At 53.0% G+C, this 17,724-nt stretch carries 16 protein-coding genes; 5 read left to right on the top strand and 11 right to left on the bottom strand.

Going from position 1 to position 17,724, the window contains the following annotated elements:
* Positions 1–715: 715 nt before the first annotated feature.
* From HYS22_01645 to HYS22_01635, 3 genes are all read right to left on the bottom strand, one after another.
* Complete coding sequence (locus tag HYS22_01645) at positions 716–1,483, bottom strand: nucleotidyl transferase AbiEii/AbiGii toxin family protein (GenBank protein ID MBI1908858.1); 768 nt, start codon at positions 1,481–1,483, stop codon at positions 716–718.
* Entirely contained in the window at positions 1,480–2,091 is a 612-nt protein-coding gene (locus tag HYS22_01640) for a hypothetical protein (protein MBI1908857.1), read from the bottom strand. The genes HYS22_01645 and HYS22_01640 overlap by 4 nt, the downstream gene beginning before the upstream one ends.
* 508 nt (positions 2,092–2,599) lie before the next feature.
* A complete protein-coding gene (locus tag HYS22_01635; protein ID MBI1908856.1) occupies positions 2,600–2,827 on the bottom strand; it encodes a DUF167 domain-containing protein in 228 nt (75 codons plus the stop codon).
* 133 nt (positions 2,828–2,960) lie between these two features.
* Here HYS22_01635 and HYS22_01630 point away from each other — a divergent pair, with 133 nt between their 5' ends.
* The 3 genes from HYS22_01630 (at position 2,961) to HYS22_01620 (ending at position 6,057) form a co-directional block, all read left to right on the top strand.
* Positions 2,961–3,491: a hypothetical protein gene (locus HYS22_01630; protein ID MBI1908855.1), complete on the top strand. Its 531-nt coding sequence runs from the start codon at positions 2,961–2,963 to the stop codon at positions 3,489–3,491.
* A gap of 91 nt (positions 3,492–3,582) precedes the next feature.
* Positions 3,583–4,830, top strand: coding sequence for a DEAD/DEAH box helicase (locus HYS22_01625; GenBank protein ID MBI1908854.1), 1,248 nt, complete (start codon positions 3,583–3,585; stop codon positions 4,828–4,830).
* Positions 4,831–4,899: 69 nt separating this feature from the next.
* On the top strand, positions 4,900–6,057 hold the full coding sequence (locus HYS22_01620; GenBank protein ID MBI1908853.1) for an ATP-binding protein: 1,158 nt from the start codon (positions 4,900–4,902) through the stop codon (positions 6,055–6,057).
* A gap of 10 nt (positions 6,058–6,067) precedes the next feature.
* Here the strand turns inward: HYS22_01620 and HYS22_01615 are convergent, their stop codons facing one another.
* A complete protein-coding gene (locus HYS22_01615) occupies positions 6,068–7,111 on the bottom strand; it encodes a hypothetical protein (GenBank protein ID MBI1908852.1) in 1,044 nt (347 codons plus the stop codon).
* Positions 7,112–7,212: 101 nt separating this feature from the next.
* On the opposite strand from HYS22_01615, the gene HYS22_01610 reads away from it, so the two are divergent.
* Together HYS22_01610 and HYS22_01605 are read left to right on the top strand one after the other, a co-directional pair.
* Complete coding sequence (locus HYS22_01610) at positions 7,213–8,559, top strand: hypothetical protein (GenBank protein ID MBI1908851.1); 1,347 nt, start codon at positions 7,213–7,215, stop codon at positions 8,557–8,559.
* A 4-nt stretch (positions 8,560–8,563) separates the two neighbouring features.
* Positions 8,564–10,384 (top strand): GMC family oxidoreductase, encoded by a 1,821-nt coding sequence (locus tag HYS22_01605; GenBank protein MBI1908850.1) that lies wholly within the window; start codon positions 8,564–8,566, stop codon positions 10,382–10,384.
* A gap of 3 nt (positions 10,385–10,387) precedes the next feature.
* Here the strand turns inward: HYS22_01605 and HYS22_01600 are convergent, their stop codons facing one another.
* The 7 genes from HYS22_01600 to miaA form a co-directional block, all read right to left on the bottom strand.
* Entirely contained in the window at positions 10,388–11,077 is a 690-nt protein-coding gene (locus HYS22_01600) for a carboxypeptidase regulatory-like domain-containing protein (GenBank protein MBI1908849.1), read from the bottom strand.
* A 138-nt stretch (positions 11,078–11,215) separates the two neighbouring features.
* Positions 11,216–11,800: a hypothetical protein gene (locus HYS22_01595; protein ID MBI1908848.1), complete on the bottom strand. Its 585-nt coding sequence runs from the start codon at positions 11,798–11,800 to the stop codon at positions 11,216–11,218.
* Between the two features lie 158 nt (positions 11,801–11,958).
* Positions 11,959–14,601, bottom strand: coding sequence for a c-type cytochrome (locus HYS22_01590; GenBank protein MBI1908847.1), 2,643 nt, complete (start codon positions 14,599–14,601; stop codon positions 11,959–11,961).
* Between the two features lie 2 nt (positions 14,602–14,603).
* Entirely contained in the window at positions 14,604–15,407 is an 804-nt protein-coding gene (locus HYS22_01585; protein ID MBI1908846.1) for a cytochrome C, read from the bottom strand.
* Between the two features lie 3 nt (positions 15,408–15,410).
* Positions 15,411–16,223, bottom strand: coding sequence for a cytochrome b N-terminal domain-containing protein (locus HYS22_01580; GenBank protein ID MBI1908845.1), 813 nt, complete (start codon positions 16,221–16,223; stop codon positions 15,411–15,413).
* Between the two features lies 1 nt (position 16,224).
* Positions 16,225–16,773 carry a Rieske 2Fe-2S domain-containing protein gene (locus tag HYS22_01575; protein ID MBI1908844.1) on the bottom strand — a complete coding sequence of 183 codons (549 nt, stop codon included), beginning with the start codon at positions 16,771–16,773 and terminating at the stop codon, positions 16,225–16,227.
* Between the two features lie 43 nt (positions 16,774–16,816).
* Positions 16,817–17,722 (bottom strand): tRNA (adenosine(37)-N6)-dimethylallyltransferase MiaA, encoded by a 906-nt coding sequence (miaA, locus tag HYS22_01570; GenBank protein MBI1908843.1) that lies wholly within the window; start codon positions 17,720–17,722, stop codon positions 16,817–16,819.
* Between the last annotated feature and the right edge of the window lie 2 nt (positions 17,723–17,724).

Here is a 17,724-nt window from a genome sequence, read left to right as displayed (position 1 = left end):
CGGCGCTTGAGCACCGCGGTTTTTACAATGGGGCGTGCGAATAATCCCGTTGGGGACGCAAATGAGTCACCGGTGCCGCGTTTGCGGCATCGGTGACTAAATTTAATACGAGATACCAATGTTGTCTATGTTTTCAAATGGGTGGTTTTATATCGTAACTGCCACAATTGCGGCTGCATATAGTGCTTGGGGGTTTTGGTATGGGCCACACCTTCTTTCAGGAAAAAATGATGTTCCAATGACAAAAGCAATAATTGAAAACTCCCAGCTCGATAAGAGCCCTGTGCTTGTGGACTCTCCCGGTGCCCAAGTTGACTATCGGACGACTAATCTAATCCTAACTAAACAAGATCCTCAGGAAGTAATGGAACGAGTCACTGGGGTGAGGGATGGGACTGTATGTTGGTAATCAAAAAATCGGGACTGTTATCAATCCGATTCTTTCCGAGGAAACTGCAACATTCACAATTGAACGAATAAATTATGCTAAACCGTTTGACGGGCCGATAAATTTTCCTCCAATGGAGTTTAGGCATTACATTCTTCAGATAGAGCATGTAGATTTTCTAGGGACTAGATTTCCATCTCCTACACCGGAAGCTACAGGAGTCCGAGGTAAGATTCTTACGACGACATCCACAACTCGGAAATAGTATTTCTTTGTTGCATCAAGAATAACGGCGCTGGATCAAACTCGATAAAGCAGCGGCGCAGTTCATCGAAAAATCCCGCCGATAAACGCCTCGACTTGTTCAAACGCCTTGGCGAGATCGCAATCAAGCCCGCATTCCTTTGCCAATCTGTCGAATTTCGGTTTCCAGTTTGCGGGAGGGTGACTGATGGTCTTGGGCGCTTCATGGGTTGCCCGATATTCAAAAACCTTTCCGATCGCCGTTTTCAATCCGCCCGAGACGATCAGCAGTACCAAGTCGATCAGATCCTTTACCCGCGAATTTTCGGATTCCTCTCTTGGCGACGTGTAGGCGTGGAGCTTTTCCGCGAATTGCTGCTCTCTGGAAATGGCGGGGAACGGCAGTGTTTCAATGCCCGCGAACCCGAGCCAATCCTCGCTCTCGATTTGTTCAATGGGATAACGGGATCCTCCGTAGGGAACCGCCTCCAGATCGAGGGTCGGCTCTCCGACGAGAAATTCAAAGAAGTCGCCTGAATCTTTCTGCACGGCGTCTTGCAGCATCCGTCGGATGACATGGTCGCTGTTGCCGGTTGACCCGACCCGTGTGGCCTTTAGCACGAGGTCGATGTCTTTCGTGGCGCGTGCCCCTTCAAGTCTGAGTTCCATGGCATAACCGCCCTTGAGGAGCAGGTCCTTCGGAAAGAATTGAAAAAGCCGGAAGAGCAGTCGATCGAAGGCGACCTGTCTGCGTAATCTCTGCAGTTCGATCCCCGTCTTTCGCGAATGAGTTTTGAGACGTTCCTCCAACGATGTTCTGAACGCTTTCGGTGTGGCGAATTTTTTGATCATTGTTTCCTTCCGGCAACCCGGGTTTGGAGCAAATGCTTCGCGAGGAACGGATGCGCCTCTACAAGCCGTAACAGCTCCTTTTCAATCAAAAGCCCCCGTCCGCGGAATTCCCTGATGGCTTGGTCCACGATATCGTCAGGGGTCGATTGGCCGACAACAAGGTCAAGAATAGTTCGGAAAGGCGTGGTGACGGCGTAACCGTTTCTTTTCTGAATGTCTTTGGGTCGCAACTCGCCACGATGCAAAACGATCACTGACGGTACGGCAGCCGATTTTCGGAATTTGACGGGTACGGTCATGTGCAATTTAGCCGGCATGGCATCGCTCACGTCGTAGATACTCAAAGCCGTTTCATGAGAATACACACCTTCGGGCACTTCATCCCTGTTTCTGGACCACAAGGACCACAACACCATTTCGCCCTCATGGGTATGGGGAAAATGCGCGAGGCGATAAATGCTCCGGTGTTCGCGAATCCAGTGACCCCGCTGGATGTGGTAGGCATGGTTTTTTGCCAAATAGCCGGCGTCAATGGCCTGTTTGGCGGTGAAATAGCCAAGCTGGCCCTCCGCGACCTGATAGAGTTTTTTTCCCGCCGTTGGTTCCATAGCACAATACTCTTAAATTATAAGGATATTGTGCATATGATTAATAATAAGTCAACATGATTACCGTAATAATTAAGGCTATCATGAATTCAAGGCTTTTGGCCGGATACCCAATCCGGTCGCTTTCCCGCATTGAAGGATTCACGAAAGGGTTTCGGAAACTGTTCGCGCAATCCTTCCCTGAAGGGATCGTGAAAGAGTTGCCCATTGGGTTTCCCGATCTGTTTTTTGGTTCTTTTCTGGGCAGGTGGGGGGATTATCCGCTTGCAGAGCGGCTCACAAAGCAGTACTTCTTCCTGCACTTGGGGGACGATTGAAAGAGCAAGGGATCTTCTGGTCCCTTGCTCTTTCACAGTTGTTGTCTGACGGATTAGAACCCGTAGGGTTCGACGCTGAATTGTGATGACAAAACTCCGATAGGAGTTTTATCTCTACGGCGCTTGAGCACCACGGTTTTTATAACGGGGCGTGCGAATAATCCCGTTGGGGACGCACATAAAAAAGCCGCTCATCTAATCTCAACCCACTTTTTCTTGCCGCTGAGGCCCCTCGTAATCCGAACGGATGATTGGGGAATATTGAAATAATCGGCCAAGGCTCGGGTCACCGCCTCGTTAGCCCTCCCCTCAATGGGAGGCGCGGTTACCGAAACGCGGTAGGAACCGTCAGGCCTTTTTTCAACCTCGGAACGCTTCGCGCGAGGCCGGACGGTGATGGAAAAAAATCTCGGCTCTATAGCGGGATTTTATATCACCAATACCGGATTGAGGCCAGCATTTTAAGAAATGCCGAATCTGCCACGGATTTGCATTTTGACTCCTTTCTCCGTTTCTGATACTCACAAGGCATGGGAGGAGAACATGAGAAAAATGATGGTGGCGATTTGGTTTCTATGCGGGTCATTTCTCGTGATGGCGATGTCGTGCGGTTCGGCTGAGAGTACGGATGATGGGGGAACGGCAACCAAAACCAATAAAGATAGCCGGCTGATCGGAACATGGGATACCGGTTGTCTCACCCCGGATGCCAATTCCCCCTATTCGGAAAAACACACCTTTGTCATCATGGAAGACGGCGAGACGGCGGTAAAGACCGATATCACTTACGATGCCGTGAATTGCACGGGAAGCGTGAGCCTCAACCAAGCCACGAATTTTGTCCTGGAGATCAAGGGAACGGTTGACGAGACGGCTACGGCAAGCCTCCCTATCAATCTGACTGCAGCCAGCGGTACGACCTCCGGTTCGACTATCTATGACATTTATCAAGTGACGGCGACGACCTTGCTCTTCGGTCACGGCTTTCGGAACACCTTCAGTTATGCCGGGGCCGAAAGCGGTGGTGCAACGGAAGCGGGCCGTATTTCCTCGCTCAATGAGTATCTCGTCTACAAAAAATGAGCGATTAAATCGAAAAGGTCCTCGTCAACGCCCTGTGGCGAAAATATTTGAATCCCTGGACAAACAATCCTAAATCGTCTATCCCTGCCCGGTGCCAACGACCTATTCCCCTCATAACCCGGCCCACAGTTTTTTGGGTCTCGGAATTTCTGCCCCCATTTTAGCTGTTCTAGAGCATCTGCATTTTACAAAGCCGACCCCTATTCAACACCAATCAATCCCGGCGGGGCTTGCCGGCAAAGATATTATCGGTATTGCCCAAACCGGGACCGGCAAGACATTGGCCTTTGGCATCCCTCTTATCCAGCGTCTGCAGGCGATGCAAGGCGGCCGGGCGCTGATCCTGATCCCGACCCGTGAACTGGCAATCCAGGCAGAGGAAATGCTTCAAAAGATCGGAAGGCCGCTCGGTCTTTCAGCCGCGGTGTTGATCGGCGGTGAATCAATGACCCGACAGATCCGGGACCTGCAACGTCACCCCCGTGTGCTGGTAGCCACCCCGGGGCGTCTGCTCGATCACCTGCAACGAAGGACTGTCACGCTGAGGGATGTCAAAATCCTGGTCCTGGATGAAGCCGACCGGATGCTCGATATGGGGTTTGCCCCGCAGATTAATCAGATTATGAAAAACCTCCCGACCGAGAAACAAACCCTTCTCTACTCGGCCACCATGCCTACCGGGATTGTAAGGATAGCGACGGCCCATATGAAGTTGCCGGTCCGGGTAGAGGTCGCCCCCTCCGGAACGGCGGCAGAAAACGTGGAGCAAGAGATCATCATTGTTAATAAGGATGGGAAACAGGCGCTCCTGGAAACGGTCCTTCAAGAGACACCAGGAACGGCGCTTGTCTTTTCACGCACCAAGCATGGGGCCAGAAAAGTTTGTCAGCATCTGAACCAAAAAGGGTACGGAGCGGCTGAGATCCATTCCAACCGTTCGCAGGGCCAGCGCAAAGAGGCGATGGATGGGTTTCGGAGGGGCAAATACCGGATTCTTGTCGCCACCGACATTGCGGCACGCGGGATTGATGTCAGCCATATCGGGATCGTGATCAACTTTGATCTTCCGGATAATTCGGAAGACTATGTCCATCGCATCGGAAGGACCGGTCGCGCCGGCCGCGAGGGGAGAGCAATCTCTTTTGCGACCCCGGATCAAAGAAGGGATATCCGTGATATTGAAAAACTGATCCGAAAAACCTTGAAGATCAGTTCCCGACTGCCAGCCTCCACACCCGGGGCCTCGAACGTGGTCGCCGCTTTCAATAAACCGTACACTCCCTTTAAGAGACGTTTTGGAAGACGTTTCTTCAGAAAACAAGGCCCGAGGACCCGCTAAGGGGACAAAGATTTTATCGGGGCGAAAATAAGACTTGCAAAATAGAAATATATATTCTAAATTGCACATATGTCCTTGACCCCAAGGCTCTTCACCTCTCCCTTGCAAAGACTCCTGCGCGAATTCCCTATCGTCTGTCTGCTGGGGCCTCGTCAATGCGGCAAGACCACTTTTGTGAAAGAACAATTTCCCGAATGGGCCTATTTTGATCTGGAAAAACCTTCTCACAGGACGGCGGTTGAAAGCGATCCGGAAGGATTCATGAACCGCCACCCGCATCAGATTATTTTTGATGAAGCGCAGCAATTTCCACCCTTGTTTCCGCTTCTGCGCAGTTTTGTGGATGAACATAAGGGAAAGACCAGCAAAATTTTGCTCCTGGGCTCTGCCTCACCGAATCTGATTCGCAATGTTTCCGAAAGCCTCGCCGGACGGGTCGGTTTTCTCGACATGACTCCTTTTCAAATGGAGGAGGTCGAAGACGAAAACCGGCTCTGGCTTTGCGGCGGTTTTCCCACACCCTATCTGGCCAAGACGACCGCACAGCGGTTCGACTGGTTTGAGGGCTACACGCGCACTTTCATCGAGCGGGATCTGAAACTCTACGGCATTGAAGTGCGGCCCGTCATGATGCGCCGTCTGTGGACCATGCTGGCCCACGTTCACGGAGGAATCTTGAATGCCAGTGAACTGGGCAATGCACTGGGAATGAATTACCACACGATCAACCACTATATCGACATTCTGGAACAGACTTTCTTGATCCGGCGTCTGTCCCCTTATTTTGTCAACATCGGCAAGCGGCTGGTCAAGAGCCCAAAAATTTATTTGAGAGACACCGGCCTGTTGCATTATTTTCTGCATCTAAATACGAAAGAAGAGATTCTGGTTTCTCCCAAATGCGGCGCCAGCTGGGAGGGGTTTGTCATGGAGCAGTTGATGGACGCCATCCGGATAAAAAAACCAGATACAGAATTTTATTTTTGGCAGACGGCGACAAAACAGGAGGTGGATCTATTGATCAAAGAGGGAGAAAAAATAATCCCCATTGAAATCAAACGCCATACGGCCCCAAAAAAAGAGGACGTAGGGGGGCTGTTTTTTTGCATGAAGGATTTAAAACTTAAAAAAGGTTTCATTGTCCGCCCCGAAGGGGAATCCCGCTATTCCCTGGGAGAAGGGGTGGAAGTGTTATCCCTGGTAGAGATACTGGATATATTCAAATGACACGTTTTATTCAAACTAAGATCTCAAAAACCTTCATCAACCCCCAGAGGATCGGGGCTGAGAGGAGCGGCATGACGAGATTATCATCCAGTTTTTTGAACGACGCCTCGGAGACAGCGCCGGTGAGTCCGGCCAGTAACGAAAAAAGAACAAGCGGCGCTCCGGAGAGGGTGTGGTGAAAAACCCTCCCGGCACAAAGGGCCGCGAGTCCCGCGCAAACCAGAAAGCAAGCGGCGGAGCCTTCCCAACTGACTGAAGAAGAGATCTTGTGCCTCCCCCAATGGATCCCGACAATCCCGGCGATCGGGTCCCCCACCGCAATAAAAAGGAGGGCCAACATCGCCACTTCAACCGGAAAAACAAAATAAACAATCCCCATCGAGAGAATATAAAAGACAGCGGCGTTGACCTTTTCATTCTCCCCTTCTCTCATGATGGAACCAAAAACCCTGAAAACCCACCGGTTCACGCGGGGGTTTAGATGACGGATCAACTCAAGTGAAAAGGCCCAAAGAATAAAGGGGCCGGTGATCCCCCAAATCACGCTTCGGGGCCAGCCGGAATAGACAAAAAGCCAGAGAAATGAAAGCCCGAGGGTGATATGAACCAGCTTGCGCCGCCACTGGAGGATTCTTTTGTCGGGGAGAACGGTCTCTCCCCTGATGAATTTCTGGACGAGGGGACTCGCCTCCAATTCCGCCACCTGCAGTGCCACCCGTGAAATCTTGGCACGAAGCCGATCAGACCAGTCGCGAAATTCCGGAAAGGAATTTTCGCTCATCCTGTTTTTAAACCGCTGGAGTTCTTTCTCAAATAATTTGATCTCGTAGAGCGATTTTTTAACCAGGGGGTGATGCCGAAAGGCCTTCGGCATCTCCCGGATGGTCGCCCTGTAACGAATCAGTGTAAGAGACCATTCCTGCCGGAACTTCTGGAAGGCCTCGGCCGTCCCGAGACCGAGCGAAGAAAAATCGCGCTCCAATTGCGCCAGCAATCTTTGAAGGGAAAAACTGGCCTGCCGGAAATTAAGGGCCGATAGCGGTACCTGAGACATAAGCCCGGTTTAGCCTTTTGCCCCGATGATGTCAAAACCTCTTGAGGCAGGCCTCTTAAGGCATTGCCTTTTCAAGGCTATTTGTATTAGGGAAGGGAGGGATGATTCCCTACCAGAAAACCGTTTTCCTCTGGGGACTCGTTTTTGCCGCCGTCGGTCTGATCCTGCTCTTTGCCCCGACCGCCCTTTCGGCACAACTCACACAATTGGCGACAACACTTGGTCTTTCCGGTGCCATCACGATCCCAACCGGCAATCTGACCTACATCCTTTCTCTTTCGCTGATGGGGGGGATCACCGGGATAGCGATCGGCTCGGCCCGCCACCCCCGGGAAATAGCCCTCTACAAAAGTCTGCTGATTGCCAAACTGATCAGCACCTTGGGTTTTCTGTTTCTGTCTTGGAGCGACGGAACGGCATGGCTTCTCTGCGCCGGGGCAGACGGTTTTGTCGCCCTTTCCCTGGGACTGGCCCATCGTTATTCAACAAGACCCCTGGTCCCGGGATTCCCACGCCGCCACAAGGGGAGGGGTCCTTTTTATGAGGTCTGGTTCGGCAAGGTCAACATCGCCCCCGGTAAGGCCTTCTGGTTTCGTTACAGCCTGCTCGACGGCAAAAAAAGGAAGGCGGCAATCTGGGGGGTCTTCTTCGACAGGGAAAAAATTGAGGCGGGCAAGGAGATCCACCCCCTTGAGGATCTGGCGATCTCCCACGCCGCCTTTCACCTGGGGTTTGCGCATCTCAATGAAACCAGCGCCCGGGGGCAGGCCGGCCCTCTCTTCTGGGATCTTCACTGGACCATGAGCGGCCCCCATTTTGACCATGGCCCCTGGTTGATCCGAAGAACCGGCCTGATCCGGAACCGTTATTCCGCCTGCCTGCTCGATATCCGAATCTCCGGCTCCCTGCAGGTCAAAAGAAAGGGGAGTTCCTCCAAGGATGAAAAAACAGAAACACTCCTTTTGGACAGGGCCCCCGCGATGATCGGGCATATTGGCGGAATCCGACAGGCCCGGTCCTGGGCCTGGGCCCATTGCAACCAGTTTGAGGGAGAAACCGATGTTGTCTTTGAAGGGTTGTCCGCCAGGATCGACCTGGCCAAGTGGACCCTTGGCCCCCTCTCCTCCTTTGTCCTTTTTATCGGCAGGCAACAATATTCCTTTTCCTCTCTGTCGACTATTTTTCAGGCAGAATCGGAAGTCTCGGAAGGTCGGTGGCTCTTTTCAACAAAAAAGGGGGAGGTTACCCTTTCCGGTGAAATCATCGCCCCATCACCGGTGGCGGTGGTCGAATACACCGATACCGATGATTCCCTCCTTTGGTGTCACAATAGCAATCTGGCCTCCCTGAAACTCCGGCTTGTGGATCTTTCCAAAGGGGTTGACCGCACCCTTGTGGCCAAGGGAACCGCCGCCTTTGAATGGGTGGACCGGACGAGACCCCGATAACTCTATGAAATCCCGATGGCCCCTTGGTGAACGATGGCTCCTGGAAATGGGGATGCCGGCGTCTCAGGTGACCGATGCCGCACAGCGTGCCTGGCAAAGGGGCTCCCGGTTTGACAATCCCTTCCGAACCCTCTACCCCCTCCTCGCCCTCCTTCTGGATTTTGCGGGTCCTTTTTTTATTCTGGGAAGACTAAACCGGGTGAGCCACCTTTCGGCAGGAGACTTCGACCGGTTTTTCGACCGGATGATGAACCACCGGTTTACCCTTTTCCGGGCGATCCTGGCCCTTCTCCTGGGCCCCCTCATGGAAATGTTGACGGAAGAAAAAAACGTCCCGCCCAATCCTCCCCATCCTTTAAAGAGGGTTCGTCCAAGGGTGGTTCACCCGAAAGAAATTCCGAACAATGAATTTGATGTTGTGGTGATCGGTTCAGGGGCCGGAGGGGCCCCGGTCGCTTGGGATCTGACCCGGAGGGGGTTCCGTATCGCCATCGTGGAAAAGGGGGGATTTGCGGAGATGGAGTCGGCCCCGCGGATTCTGGAAAAACATTACCTCCTCCAGGGGATGAGCGCCTCCCTCTACGGCGGGATTACCCTCGTGATGGCCGGTTCCGCCGTGGGTGGGACAACAGTCGTGAATTCCGGAACCTGCCTCAGGCCTCTCCCGGAATGCCTGGAGAGGTGGGAGGAACTAACCGGCATCCCTTTTTCCTCCGGGCTCCTCGATCCCTGGATGGATCTTGCCGAGAAACGGATTGGTGTTTCAAAACCCTCTGCCGCCATCACGAGTCTTTCCTCGAAGATCTTTCAGAAGGGGTTGTCCGCCATCGGAAGAAATGAGGTCTATCCCCTGCCCCGCAATGCCCCCGATTGCCAAGGTTCTGGACGTTGTTGTTTCCTCTGCCCCACCGGAGCCAAACTGGGAACAGACCGGGCCTTTCTCGTCGAAGCGGTCGAAAAAGGGATGAGCCTCTTTGACAGGAGTCGTGCCATACAAATTTCGGAAAAAGAAAATGGCGTCATTGTGGAGATTGAAACTGTTGACGGAAAAAAATTGATCCGCTCGAAACAGCTTGTTTTATCGGCCGGGGCCCTCGCAACCCCCGGTCTGATCCGTAGAAACAGGCTCGGGTCTCACGGGTCCCTGGCTGGGCAAAATCTCAAGATCCACCCCGCAACCAAGGTCTTGGCCTATTTCCCCTCTCTCTCCAACAACGGGCATGGGGTGCCGCAAGGGTTGGGTTACCGCCCCCCGGAACTCCCCCGTGTGACCCTGGAAGGGATCCATCTCCCCAAGAGTGTGATCGGTCCGATGCTTTCAAAGGCGGGAAAGCGTTTTGCCTGGTGGATCAGCCAAAGTGAACATCTGGTCAGTTTCGGTCTGTTTGTCCGGGATCGCCAGACAGGCAGGGTTCAACAGTTCGGCGACTCTCCCCCCTGGATCCATTACCGTCTCCACCCCGATGATGCCAAAGAGATCGGCGCCGGTCTCTTGATGATCGCCGAGGCGTTCTTTGCGGCAGGGGCGGAAAGGGTTTTGCTTCCGGCCGTGGATCTTCCCAATGAACCAGCCACTCTTCATGAGCTCAAAAAACTCCGCCCCGAAGATTTTATCCCCCGCCGGCTGATCACCAGCGGCTTCCACCCCCAGGGAACGGCAGGCATCAGCCGGGTTGTCGATGGGGATCTCCGGTTGTTTGGTTCAGACCGTATCTCGGTCTGTGACGCCTCTGTTTTTCCAGATTCACCGGGGGTGAACCCGATGGTAACGATCATGGGGTTGTCACTGCGACTGGCCGAGCGGCTGGCTCAAGAAATAAGATAGGGATCACTTAGCGCCAAACGTAAAACTGGCGTCGACCGTCTGCCCCTCGGCAACGGTCAAATCCTTGGTCTGGATCCCGTACTTCTCATGCCAGGCCTCGAGGGTGTAGGTGCCGGCGGGAAGATTCCCGATGGTAAACTCACCTGTCTCTCCCGTGGCGGCAAAGAAAGGGTTCTCATTCCCAACAACCCAGGCGGTCATCCAGGGATGCACATCGCACTTGAACTTGGTGGCCCCCAACGGAAAGGTTTTTTCCAGGTCCTTCATCCCCTTGAACATCGCCTGGTTAAAACCGGTTGCCGCCCCCTGGTAACTATGAACATTGTGCAGGACAGGATCACTGTTGCGAATCAGGACCTTCTGGCCGGCAACAACCGCCAGGACACGCGGCTTGTAGGAACAGCCGTTCTGGTCCAAAACCACCGCCTGGGCCGGAACAGCCCCTTTCGGGGCCCCCTTTACCACACGGACGACTACGTTCTTTAATGTGCCATTGGCGTTCACCACCACCTCTTCATCCTTGGTCGGGCTCTTGGCACAAAACGGATCGGCCTGCTTGGTCAGCATCGGCATCGCCGGCGCTACCCCTGTAAAACTGGCCCTCCCTTTGATAGTCCCTGCCGCCTGAACGGTGACAGCTCCGGCAAGAACCAACCCAAGGGCGAGGGTAACAACAACAATCGTCTTTTTCATACTGCCTCCTTTTTTTGTGTCATGGTTCGACAAGCTCACCATGCCCATGAACGCAACAATGGACATCCTTAAGCTCAGTCGAAGGATGGGCACTTTTATCAACAAAAACTTTCTATTTTTCAACCTTTATTTTTCCAGTCAGTTTTTTAACTCCAAAATATACTCCACAGAAGTTGTCTCCCCTTCCCTCACCGTCACCTTCTTTTGCTGTTCTCCAAGAAATTCATGCCAGAGTTTTAAGGTGTAGGCCCCTGCGGGGATATCCGCCATGGAAAAATTTCCCTCCTCATTGGAGAGGGCATAATAGGCATGTTCGGCGACAACAATCCAGGCCTGCATCCAGGGATGGACATCACACCCCACGGAAAAAATCTCCGGTTTCTGGAAAACAAAAGGAATCGGGGCACTCCCCCCGGATTGGGCCCGGTTGGTCGGGGGATTGACCTTGCCTGCGGTATGAAAATTGTGAAGGGTGGCATCGCTGTTCTGCACGGTCACCGGAATACCCACCGGCACAAGAAGGGTGTGCGGGACAAACTCACACCCCCTCTGATCGATCACCAGCGAAGGAAGAGAAAGTCTCTTCCCCCCGGGAACAGGGCCTTGAATAAAAACAACGGCCCCACCCACCCCCTTTTCTTTGCCAATCCCTGTCTCCAAAACCTTTTTGGAACCACAAACAGACTGATCATTGGTCACATAAATCGTTTTCGGTTTTGGCAAAACCCCCTGAAACCGAACGTGGCCCGAAATGGCACCGCCGGCCCAGCAGAAAGAGGGAAGGAGGAAAAAAAACAAAACCCAAAGAGACCCTTCGACAAGCTCAGGGTGTCCACTTGTTTTTTGAAAACCTACTCGGACATGGTGAGCCAGTCGAACCATCATTTTCCGATGCTAAAAATATACTGCTCAATCGCCTCAGCCTGTTTTTGGGCACTCCCATTCAGGAAATCCGGCGGCGCCGCTGAATCGTCCGGTAAGAAACCGGGCATATTCACCCCCGGCGTGAATTTCTGGGGATCCCGAACCCATTTCTGTATGAAACCGGGGCGGATCCGTGGGCGAGAGATCGACAGATCGGGGGCCCACTGCTGGGGCATTCCGGAGGGGTTTTTGCCCCCCTGAACGTGACAAGAGAAACAGCTGAAATAATCCGGTGAGGCCAACTTGGCACCGACGGCCACCAAGGCAGGGTCCGGCTTGAAGGAATCACCGGTCATAATGCCGGCATCGACATGGTTCAAACCGGAGAAGTAACGGACAAACGCCATCGTCTCCTGATCGCTGAATTGAAAGGTCGGCATCCGGAGTGTGAGCCAGTTCCGGATCTTCGTGCTTGAAGGATCCTTGAGGAAATGGAACATCCACTCCGGCCGGACCCTGGCACCGATCCCCATCAGATTTGGCGGGAGGAAACCGGGATCGCTAACAACCTGTGAAATGGCCTCCCTCCCCTCCCCCTCAATCAGGTGACACCCTTTACAATTGTATCGATTCACCAGTAGCTGACCCACACTGACAGCGGCAATTTCAGGATGTCTCTTGACCGGCACCGCCCGCTCCGGCACCTCCTCCTTCTTGAGACTCCCCAGGAAAACCAGGAGATCATCAATCTCCGCGTCGGTCATTTCAAAATTCGGCATCCGCGAACTTGTCTTTTCGGTCAGGTACATCCTCGGGTTGTGAAGTTTTCCCCGGGTCCACTCCTTCCAGGTTCTGGAAATTTCCGTATCTCCAAAATCGAACTCGACAACATCCTTCCTTCCAAAGGTGGTCAGATCGACAGAGAGCTTTGCGGCGTTTTCAAACCCCCGGATTTCGTGGCAACCGTAGCAACCGTACTGTGAAATGAGCAGGAATCCAGCCTTCGCATTGTCCGGATCCTTCAGTTTCTCGGCCAGCCCCTCTTCGGCTGGGATCAAATCCCCTTGTTGCATCAGAAAGGCCGTGACATCGGCCGCCTCCTGGGGAGTCAGGCGTAGAGAAGGCATCTTGGCCATCGGGCTGTAGGCCCTTGGCTCCTGAATCCAGTTATAGATCCAGCGGGCACTCGTCTTGGAAGCGATTTTGTCCAGGGCAGGGCCATGGGTCCCTCCCTTTCCATCCAAGCTGTGACAGGCGTAGCAACCGACCGTTTCAAAGACCTGTTTCCCTTTTTCTGCCAAACCACCCGGATAGTTCCCTTTTGGAAAATCAAAGGGCTTGGAATTTTGTAAAAGATAAGAAGCAACTTTCTCCACCTGTCCCGGTTCGTCAATATCCAGCGGAATCTTCGGCATCTTGGAATGGGGCAGATAATCCCGCGGATTCCGGAGCCAGCCCACCAGCCATTGGGGATCAACCTTGCTCGCCACCTTCAGGAGCGGAGAACCTGCCTTCGGCATCCCTTCGAGACCCTGAACATTGTGGCAACCGATACAGCCACGTTCGACAAAGAATCGCTTTCCCTGGATGTAATTGGGGGCCCAATCGAGCTTCCACTGATCCTGATGGCATTTGTTACAACTTGTTTGGAGATCGAGCCCCCGACGAAGCGGGTCATCCCAATGAGGAACAACCCCATGGGCATGATCCCCCTCTTCCAGAGGTTTCTTCTCAATCTCGGTCGCCCGCCCCTGACCGCCGTGACAGGTGACGCAACCGAATTTTTCCACAGGATGTTTGGCAAAAATGAGTTCCCGATTCGGGTGGGTCTTGAATGGATTTTTTTCTTCCTCAAACCCGGCACGGTTGATCGTCACATGGCAGGATTCACACCGATCAACCGCCCCCCACTGGACAACCCCTCCTTTGCCCAAATCATCAACGACCACCTGCTTCAAATCCAGCCTGCGCGACAGGATCGCATCCTTCTTTTTTTCGAGAAGTTTAAGCGGTTTCAGGCGTTCTTCCTCCGCCCTCTCCCATTTTTTGATCTCCGCCCGGATTTCTTCTACAAAGGAAGAGGCCTTGGCGAGGTTTTTTTCCTGATCTTCCATCTCCAGTTTGAGGGCGATCAGCTTGCCGTCACTCTCATAATAAGAGGCCATCAGTTTTTCAAAAGGCTTCTTGTTCTCCTTGGCATGCTTCCATTCGTAATAAATTTCCTCCTGATCCGCCTTGAGGAATTGATACCTCTGTTTCAAATCATCCATCCGGATCTTCTGACGGGCCGTCCCGGTCACAGCCTGTTTGTATTCACCAGACTCCATCCGGTTGGTGGCCGCTTCCTTCTTTAAACGAATCTGTCGGAGCGAGAGCAAGACGGGGTCATCAGGCAAGGACTCGTAACTCACGGACTGGGCCTCCAAAGCCTTGTCCTCTTCCAAAATCTGTCTCTTCTTTTCCTGATATTCGGTTTCAACCCTTTTGAATTCGATCCGGTTGAATTCGCTCTGGTACGATTTCCAGCTCCGACGGGTGACTACCTCGTTAAAAACCGCCCAAACAGAGGCGAGAAAAAAAAGGGTCCCCAAGACAAAAAGGTATTTTGAATAAGATATTTTTTCGACCCGGTCGATCTCTTTCTCTTTGCCGTCAGCCATAATCAGATGTTAATTCCTAACCAGGGGATGACACAGACATATTTGATGTTCAGGGTCCAGCGGAGAACCATCTTGATCGGCAACGCCATCATTGTTAAAAAGAGGAAGGCGACAATCCCGTAACGAACTGGCCCCAGCTCGCCAATCACCTTGTTTGTCTTCGCTTTTAATTTATAAACAAGCGCCGCCGTTGAATAGTAGCCACCAATCAGGCCCAGGCCGAGGAGCATCCCCCAAACGGGACCCCTCAGGAAATCGAGGCCGAAGGTCTGGGCCACCCAGATGTTCAGATCAATGTTGGTGAGTGCCACGACTTTATGAGGGTCCCAATGTTCCCAAGGCATGAAAAAGTTCCAGCCGGGCCCACGCAAGAAAACACCGACAAAGATCAGAAAGATCCAGAGGATGAGAAACCCGAAGGCGTACATCCCGACGGCAAAGGGGCGTTCTCGAATAGTGTAGTAGCCGTTCCCCTTTGGATTGATATCGACGTAAGGGATCACCATGAGACCGACAATGATGAGGCTTGGCAAAACCACACCGGCGATCCAGGGATCAAAATAGACCAACATCTCCTGCAGACCCAGAAAATACCAGGGGGCCTTGGAAGGGTTGGGGGTCCGTGAGGTATTGGCCGGTTCCTCCAGCGGGGCATCCAGGAGGAGTGACCAGGCTGTCAGAAAGATCAGGGTGGCCAAGCCGACAATAAACTCGACACGAACAAGGAAAGGCCAACAATGGATCTTGTCCGAGGTGAGCGACGAGGCAGGGACAATTTTTCCTTCTTTTTTCCTTAAATCGGCCATAATTTATAGGGGCCCTGAAATGCCACCATCTTTTCGCACCCTCCAAAAATGAACAATCATCAGGACGGCGGCCGCAATCGGGATGAAAATGCAGTGCAAGACATAAAACCGCAAAAGGGTCGGGGCCCCCACAACTGTGCCAGCCGTTAACAGGGAACGGGCATCGTAGCGGGGCGTCGCTACCAGGTCGCCTGTCAGGGCCCGAACCTGTTCGGCCATCGGTCCTTCGTGGCCAAGGAGCGGCGTCGCCCTGGCCATGTTGGTCCCGACGGTGACCGCCCAAACCGAGAGCTGGTCCCACGGGAGCAAATACCCGGTGAAGGAGAGAAGAAAGGTCAGGACGAGCAGGACCACACCAACGACCCAGTTAAACTCGCGCGGCGGCTTGTAGGAACCGGTTAGAAAGACGCGGAACATATGGAGCATCACCAGGATCACCATCGCATGGGCCGCCCACCGGTGCATATTCCGCATGACCATCCCGAATGGGATGTCAAATTCCAGATACTTCATATCGATGTAGGCATATTCGGCCACCGGCCGGTAGTAGAACATCAGGATGACACCGGTCACGACCGTCACCAAAAATATCAGAAAAGTGAGCCCGCCAGCACACCAGGTATAGGAGATTTTGATCCCGTGCCGCCGGACCTTGGAGGGATGGAGGTGTAAAAAGACGTTGGAGGCGGTCATCAGAACCCGATTGCGAGGAGTATCCTTATAACCGTGACGGAAGACAGACTTCCAAACGGTGGAGTTGATCACCACCAGCCTGACCTGTTCGTACTGATGAAGGAGTTTTTCTTTAAGTGTCATATTAAACCTTTACAAAGGAATCGGGGTCTTCCCACTCCCCCTTTTCCCAAAGGAATTTCTGGCTCTTGTCCACCACCAGATTCTGTTCTTCGTCCAGAGTCACTTTCAGTCTTTCCAGAGGGCGCGGCGCCGGCCCTTCAAAATTGACCCCCCCTTTATCAAAGCCACTCCCATGACAGGGACATTTGAATTTGTTTTCCAACGGAAGCCATCGCGGGGTGCAACCAAGGTGGGTGCAGATCGCCTGAATGGCGTAGATCTTTTCTTCTTCCCGGACGATCCAGACCCGTTGCTCCTCCTTATACTTCTCGCTTACCTCCCCCACAACAAAATCCTCGATTTTTCCCGCCTTAAAGGTGGGGTCCGGCTCAAAAAGAACCCTGGGGTAGAGCATCCTTAAAAAGGAAAGGAGTCCGATACCGATGGCGGAAAGGAACGCCCCCCAGCCGGCAAAACCAAAAAACTCGCGGCGCGTCCAAAGATTGGCCCGATCCTCCGGCTTGACCTTGGCCAGTGTCTGACTCTCCGGGATGGTGCTCTCTGCGGGCATAGAATTTTCCAAAAATTGGGTCGCCGAATATTAACCAAGTTGCTCATCTTGTCAAGAAACTGTTGCGGATAAAACCCTCCGTTATTTCAGAGAGATTCATCCAGCGAATTTCTTTGTCCGCCCGGAACCAGGTCAACTGGCGTTTGGCATAATTCCTGGTTTTCTGTTGGATCCGGGAAATCGTTTCCTCCTTTCCCCTTTTCCCTTTCAGATATTCGGCAATCTCCCGATACCCAACCAGTTTGAGGGGTGGAATATTACTCCCCCATTTTTGGATAATCCCCTCCACCTCCCCGATCCAACCGGCATTGATCATCTTCAGAACCCGTTCGTTGATCCGGCGGTACAACTCTTCTCTCTCTAACGTCAGGCCGATTTTTAGTGTAGGGGCGCGGCGAGTAGCGCCCCTACTCGCCTCCCACCACTCTGAAATCGGCTTCCCCGTCAGGTGAAAAACCTCCAGCGCCCGGACGATCCGTTGCGGGTCATTCGGATGAATTTTCTCGGCCGCCTTGGGATCCACTCGTTTTAATTCCTGATGGAGAAAACCATTCCCTTTCTCCTTTTTCAAAAGCTCCAGTTTTTTCCGGTATTCTTCATTTCGTGCCGGTCCCTCAAAAATCCCTTCGAGAAAGACCCGGATGTAAAGACCGGTACCCCCAACGAGAAGAGATCTCTTTCCGCGGGAAGAGATCTCCTGAAGAGCCGCATCTGCCTTTTTAGCAAAGAGGGGTGCGGAAAAGGATTCAGGCGGTTCGATCAGATCAATCAGATGATGCGGGATCTTTTTTCTCTCTTCCGGGGTCGGTTTGGCGGTGCCGATATCCAGTCCCCGATAAACCTGCCCGGAATCGGCGCTGATGATCTCGGCGCCCAGACGTTCTGCCAGTTCAAGCGCCAGTTTGGTTTTGCCGGTGGCGGTCGGGCCACAAAGGACGATAAGTGACATCA

The organism is Deltaproteobacteria bacterium (assembly GCA_016177765.1).
In the GTDB taxonomy this organism is placed as follows: domain Bacteria; phylum UBA10199; class UBA10199; order JACPAL01; family JACOUP01; genus JACOUP01.
The sequence above is the reverse complement of the archived record's forward strand: the minus strand, read 5'-3'. Positions and strand labels throughout refer to the sequence as shown.

Coding starts and splice junctions, on each gene's coding strand:
- HYS22_01645 (MBI1908858.1), bottom strand. CDS start 1,483: ATGATCAAAAAATTCGCCACACCGAAAGCGTTCAGAACATCGTTGGAG.
- HYS22_01640 (MBI1908857.1), bottom strand. CDS start 2,091: ATGGAACCAACGGCGGGAAAAAAACTCTATCAGGTCGCGGAGGGCCAG.
- HYS22_01630 (MBI1908855.1), top strand. CDS start 2,961: ATGATGGTGGCGATTTGGTTTCTATGCGGGTCATTTCTCGTGATGGCG.
- HYS22_01620 (MBI1908853.1), top strand. CDS start 4,900: ATGTCCTTGACCCCAAGGCTCTTCACCTCTCCCTTGCAAAGACTCCTG.
- HYS22_01615 (MBI1908852.1), bottom strand. CDS start 7,111: ATGTCTCAGGTACCGCTATCGGCCCTTAATTTCCGGCAGGCCAGTTTT.
- HYS22_01610 (MBI1908851.1), top strand. CDS start 7,213: ATGATTCCCTACCAGAAAACCGTTTTCCTCTGGGGACTCGTTTTTGCC.
- HYS22_01605 (MBI1908850.1), top strand. CDS start 8,564: ATGAAATCCCGATGGCCCCTTGGTGAACGATGGCTCCTGGAAATGGGG.
- HYS22_01600 (MBI1908849.1), bottom strand. CDS start 11,077: ATGAAAAAGACGATTGTTGTTGTTACCCTCGCCCTTGGGTTGGTTCTT.
- HYS22_01590 (MBI1908847.1), bottom strand. CDS start 14,601: ATGGCTGACGGCAAAGAGAAAGAGATCGACCGGGTCGAAAAAATATCT.
- HYS22_01585 (MBI1908846.1), bottom strand. CDS start 15,407: ATGGCCGATTTAAGGAAAAAAGAAGGAAAAATTGTCCCTGCCTCGTCG.
- HYS22_01580 (MBI1908845.1), bottom strand. CDS start 16,223: ATGACACTTAAAGAAAAACTCCTTCATCAGTACGAACAGGTCAGGCTG.
- HYS22_01575 (MBI1908844.1), bottom strand. CDS start 16,773: ATGCCCGCAGAGAGCACCATCCCGGAGAGTCAGACACTGGCCAAGGTC.
- miaA (MBI1908843.1), bottom strand. CDS start 17,722: ATGTCACTTATCGTCCTTTGTGGCCCGACCGCCACCGGCAAAACCAAA.